Below are 5,662 nucleotides of genomic sequence, written 5' to 3'. Positions count from 1 at the left end.
TGCCGCGTGAGAAAATCTTCGAAGCGCTGGAGAGCGCTTTGGCCACTGCGACCAAAAAGAAGTATGAGCAAGAGATCGAAGTGCGCGTCAGCATTGACCGCCGCAGCGGCGATTTCGATACTTTCCGTCGCTGGCAGATTGTTGAAGAAGTCACTCAGCCGACCCGTGAGATTACGCTGGATGCCGCTCGCTTCGAAGATGAAGCGTTCAATCTGGGCGAATACGTTGAAGATCAGATCGAATCTGTGACCTTCGACCGCATCACTACGCAAACCGCGAAGCAGGTTATCGTGCAGAAAGTGCGCGAAGCTGAGCGCGCGATGGTGGTTGATCAGTTCCGTCAGCACGAAGGTGAGATCATCACCGGCGTGGTGAAAAAAGTGAACCGCGATAGCATTTCACTGGACCTCGGCAGCAATGCTGAAGCTGTGATTGGTCGTGAAGACATGCTGCCACGTGAAAACTTCCGCCCAGGCGACCGTATTCGCGGTGTGTTGTATGCCGTGCGTCCAGAAGCACGTGGCGCGCAGCTGTTTGTGACCCGTTCTAAGCCGGAAATGCTGATCGAGCTGTTCCGCATTGAAGTACCAGAAATCGGCGAAGAAGTTATCGAGATCAAAGCGGCAGCGCGCGATCCGGGTTCACGTGCGAAAATCGCTGTGAAGACCAACGATAAACGTATCGATCCAGTGGGTGCTTGTGTCGGTATGCGCGGTGCGCGTGTGCAGGCTGTTTCAAGCGAACTGGGCGGTGAGCGTATCGACATTGTGCTGTGGGACGATAACCCAGCGCAGTTCGTGATTAACGCCATGGCGCCAGCCGATGTGGCGTCTATCGTGGTGGATGAAGACAATCACACCATGGATATCGCGGTTGAAGCCGGGAATCTGGCTCAAGCGATCGGCCGTAACGGCCAAAACGTGCGTCTGGCTTCCCAACTGAGTGGCTGGGAACTGAACGTGATGACCGTCGATGATCTGCAGGCTAAGCATCAGGCTGAAGCCCACGCAGCGATCGATATGTTCACCAAACATCTCGACATCGACGAAGAGTTCGCCACCGTTCTGGTGGAAGAGGGCTTCTCTTCGCTGGAAGAATTGGCTTATGTGCCAATCAACGAGCTGCTGGAAATCGACGGCCTCGACGAAGAGACCATTGAAGCCCTGCGTGAACGAGCAAAAAATGCGTTAACCACCCTGGCATTAGCGAAAGAAGAGAGCCTTGGTAATCAGGAGCCCGCTGAGGATCTTCTGAATCTTGAGGGCTTAGATCGCACGCTGGCGTATCGCCTGGCGTCTAAAGGCGTTTGCACGCTGGAAGATCTCGCTGAGCAAGGTGTTGACGATCTGACAGATATTGAAGGGCTGGATGATGAGAAAGCCGGTGCGCTGATCATGGCTGCACGTAATATCTGCTGGTTCGGCGATGACGCGTAATAACAGGAAGGAACAGCATGACAGATGTAACCGTAAAATCGCTGGCCGCCGAAATTCAGACTCCGGTCGATCGCCTGGTACAGCAATTTGCTGACGCAGGGATCCGCAAGTCTGAAAACGATGCGGTATCCCAGCAAGAGAAAGAAACCTTACTGTCCCATTTGAATCGTGAACACGGTCAGACCGGTTCAAGTAAACTGACTTTGCAGCGCAAAACGCGCAGCACCTTGAATATTCCCGTCACCGGGGGTAAAAGTAAGTCGGTGCAAATCGAAGTCCGCAAAAAGCGCACATACGTGAAAGGTGATGCAGAGTCTGAGCAAGCTCAGGCAGAAGCAGAAGCCGAGGCGCAGCGTGAAGCGGAAGAGCAGGCGCGTCGCGAGGCGGAAGAACAAGCCCGTCGCGAAGCTGAACAAAAAGCGCAACGTGAAGCCGAAGATAAAGCCAAGCGCGAAGCCGCTGAAAAGGCTAAGCGTGAAGCAGCGGAAAATGAGAAAGTGACTAATCAACCTACCGACGAAGTAACCAAGGCTGCGCAATCTGATAAAGCCCGTCGTGAAGCCGAAGCGGCTGAACTGAAACGTAAATCAGAAGAAGAAGCGCGTCGTAAGCTAGAACAAGATGCCCGTCGCGTGGCAGAAGAAGCTAAACGTCTGGCTGAAGAAAAAGCGGCTGAATGGGAAAAACCTGAAGAAGAGGATAAGGGTGATTACCACGTCACTACCTCAACTCATGCCCGTCAGGCTGAAGACGAGAACGATCGTCAGGTTGAAGCTGGCCGTACGCGTACGCGTACCGCTAAAGCTGCTCGCCCGGTGAAGAAAGGCAACAAACATTCTGAAGCGAAAACCGACCGCGAAGAAGCACGTGCTCAGGTACGTGGCGGTAAAGGCGGCAAGCACCGTAAACCAAGTTCACTGCAGCAGGGCTTTAACAAGCCAGCACAGGCGGTGAACCGCGATGTCATCATCGGTGAAACTATCTCCGTTGCTGAGCTGGCCAATAAAATGGCAATCAAAGGCTCTCTGGTTGTAAAAGCGATGATGAAGATGGGCGCCATGGCGACCATTAACCAGGTCATCGACCAGGAAACGGCTCAGATGGTCGCGGAAGAAATGGGTCACAAAGTGATCCTGCGCCGTGAGAATGAGCTGGAAGAAGCGGTAATGGACGACCGTGATACCGATGCCGCGCAAGAGAGCCGCGCGCCAGTCGTGACCATCATGGGTCACGTTGACCACGGTAAAACTTCACTGCTCGACTATATCCGTTCAACCAAAGTCGCCTCTGGCGAGGCTGGCGGTATTACTCAGCATATCGGTGCATACCACGTTGAAACTGACAACGGTATGATCACCTTCCTGGATACCCCAGGTCACGCCGCGTTTACCGCTATGCGTGCTCGTGGTGCTCAGGCAACGGATATCGTTATCCTGGTTGTTGCCGCGGATGACGGCGTGATGCCACAGACCATCGAAGCTATCCAGCACGCAAAAGCGGCGCAGGTGCCGGTTGTGGTTGCTGTGAACAAAATCGATAAGCCAGAAGCCGATCCGGATCGCGTTAAAAACGAACTGACTCAGTACGGCATCATTCCGGAAGAGTGGGGCGGCGAGAACATGTTCGTTAACGTCTCTGCGAAAGCCGGTACCGGTATTGATGACCTGCTGAATGCGATTCTGCTGCAGGCTGAAGTCCTGGAGCTGACAGCGATTCGTGCAGGTATGGCGAGCGGTGTGGTTATCGAATCGTTCCTCGACAAAGGTCGTGGTCCGGTTGCTACCGTACTGGTGCGTGAAGGTACGCTGAACAAAGGCGATATCGTACTCTGTGGCTTCGAATACGGCCGTGTCCGTGCGATGCGTGATGAACTGGGCCGCGAAGTACTGGAAGCCGGTCCATCGATTCCAGTGGAAATCCTTGGTCTGTCTGGTGTGCCAGCAGCAGGTGATGAAGCGACTGTCGTTCGTGATGAGAAGAAAGCACGTGAAGTTGCACTGTATCGTCAGGGCAAGTTCCGCGAAGTGAAGCTGGCGCGTCAGCAGAAGTCGAAGTTGGAGAACATGTTCGCCAACATGACCGAAGGCGAAGTGTCCGAGCTGAACATCGTACTGAAATCCGACGTACAGGGTTCTGTGGAAGCGATCTCCGATTCTCTGCTGAAACTCTCTACCGACGAAGTGAAAGTGCGCATCATCGGTTCAGGCGTGGGTGGTATCACCGAAACTGACGCAACCCTGGCTGCAGCATCCAACGCGATCATCCTCGGCTTCAACGTGCGTGCTGATGCTTCTGCTCGCCGCGTGATTGATGCTGAAAACGTTGACCTGCGTTACTACTCCGTCATCTATAATCTGATCGACGAAGTTAAAGCGGCAATGAGCGGTATGTTGGCGCCAGAGTTCAAACAGCAGATTATCGGTCTGGCTGCAGTACGTGACGTGTTCAAGTCACCGAAGTTCGGCGCTATCGCAGGCTGTATGGTCACCGAAGGCAACATCAAACGTCACAACCCGATTCGCGTGCTGCGCGACAACGTGGTGATTTACGAAGGCGAACTGGAATCTCTGCGTCGCTTTAAAGACGATGTCAACGAAGTGCGTAATGGCATGGAGTGTGGTATCGGCGTGAAGAACTACAACGACGTTCGTGTTGGCGATATGATCGAAGTCTTTGAAGTGATTGAAATTAAACGCACCATCGATTGATTATTATCTGATGTGTTGCAATTTGGGAGGCCTCTGGCCTCCCGAATTATTTGGGAGAAAGAAAAATGGCAAAAGAATTTGGCCGCCCACAGCGCGTATCTCAGGAACTGCAAAAAGAAATCGCTATCATCCTGCAGCGCGAAATCAAAGATCCGCGTCTTGGCATGATGGTGACCGTCTCTGGCGTGGAAGTCTCACGCGATCTGGCTTACGCCAAAGTGTTCGTGACCTTCCTGAATGATCAGGACGAAGATGCGGTAAAAAATGGCCTGAAAGCGCTGAAAGAAGCCTCAGGCTATATCCGTATTCTGGTGGGTAAAGCGATGCGTCTGCGTATCGTGCCGGAATTGACCTTCTTCTATGACAACTCACTGATCGAAGGTATGCGCATGTCTAACCTCGTCAGTAACGTTATCAAGAGTGATGTTGAGCGTCGAGGTGAAAGCCCGGCGGAAGATGACAAGGAGGACTAATGAGTCGTCCTCGTCGTCGCGGTCGCGACGTCCACGGTGTGTTTTTGCTGGATAAGCATCAGGGTGCATCCTCTAATGATGTCCTGCAGAAAGTGAAGCGCCTGTTTAATGCTAATCGAGCGGGCCACACCGGCGCGCTGGATCCCCTGGCCACTGGCATGTTGCCGGTTTGCCTCGGTGAAGCGACCAAGTTTTCGCAGTTTCTGCTCGATTCCGATAAACGTTATCGTGTGATTGCAAAGTTGGGTGAGCGCACGGATACCTCAGATGCCGATGGCAACATCGTCGAAACACGCCCGGTGACCTTTAACCAGGCGATGTTGGACGATGCGCTGGAGAGCTTTCGTGGTGACACCATGCAGGTGCCGACCATGTTCTCCGCACTGAAGTATCAGGGTCGTAAGCTGTACGAATATGCACGCGAAGGCATTACTGTTCCGCGTGAAGCACGCCCTATCCGTGTATTCGAACTGCAGTTTATTCGCTGGGAAGGCGATGAACTGGAGCTGGAGATTCATGTCTCCAAAGGGACTTACATCCGCACCATCATCGATGATTTGGGTGAAAAACTTGGCTGCGGTGCGCATGTGATTATGCTGCGTCGTCTGCAGGTAGCGCGTTATCCGATTGAAAGAATGATCACGCTTGAACAACTGCAAGAGATGGCCGCTGCAGTTAATGCCACTGAAACGCCGGATTACACCACTCTGGACGCCTTGCTGTTACCGATGGACAGCCCAGCAGAAGAGTTTCCTGTCGTGAATTTGCTCCCTTCTGTGGCGGCCTTTTTCAAACAAGGTATGCCGGTGCAGGTGGCGAATGCCCCTGAACAGGGTTTGGTGCGTGTCACTGAAGGTGACGGCCACAAATTCATTGGTATGGCTGAAATCGCGGATGATGGGCGTGTCGCGCCGCGTCGTCTGGTGGTTGAGTTTCCCGCCTAATCGAAACACAGGCTTTAGCCTTTACGACGCATTTGCGTTGCTATCTGGCGAAGAGTAGAATAGCGCGGCTTTAAAAGCGGGCTGCTGAATTAGAGATCGGC

General features: G+C 53.3%; 4 protein-coding genes. All 4 read left to right on the top strand.

The features are described 5' to 3' along the window. The coding region (gene nusA, locus QMM04_RS20460) for a transcription termination factor NusA (RefSeq protein ID WP_282996891.1) at positions 1–1,436 on the top strand (1,436 nt) is incomplete at its 5' end. Positions 1,437–1,453: 17 nt separating this feature from the next. Beyond that, complete coding sequence (gene infB / locus QMM04_RS20455; protein ID WP_282996890.1) at positions 1,454–4,144, top strand: translation initiation factor IF-2; 2,691 nt, start codon at positions 1,454–1,456, stop codon at positions 4,142–4,144. A 65-nt stretch (positions 4,145–4,209) separates the two neighbouring features. Next, positions 4,210–4,617, top strand: a complete 408-nt coding sequence (rbfA, locus tag QMM04_RS20450; RefSeq protein WP_034826517.1) for a 30S ribosome-binding factor RbfA — start codon at positions 4,210–4,212, stop codon at positions 4,615–4,617. Further along, entirely contained in the window at positions 4,617–5,561 is a 945-nt protein-coding gene (gene truB, locus QMM04_RS20445) for a tRNA pseudouridine(55) synthase TruB (protein WP_282996889.1), read from the top strand. The genes rbfA and truB overlap by 1 nt, the downstream gene beginning before the upstream one ends. The last annotated feature ends 101 nt before the right edge of the window (positions 5,562–5,662 follow it).

Source organism: Pantoea sp. Pa-EAmG (genome assembly GCF_030024295.1).
GTDB classification, from domain to species: domain Bacteria; phylum Pseudomonadota; class Gammaproteobacteria; order Enterobacterales; family Enterobacteriaceae; genus Pantoea; species Pantoea dispersa.
The sequence above is the reverse complement of the archived record's forward strand: the minus strand, read 5'-3'. Positions and strand labels throughout refer to the sequence as shown.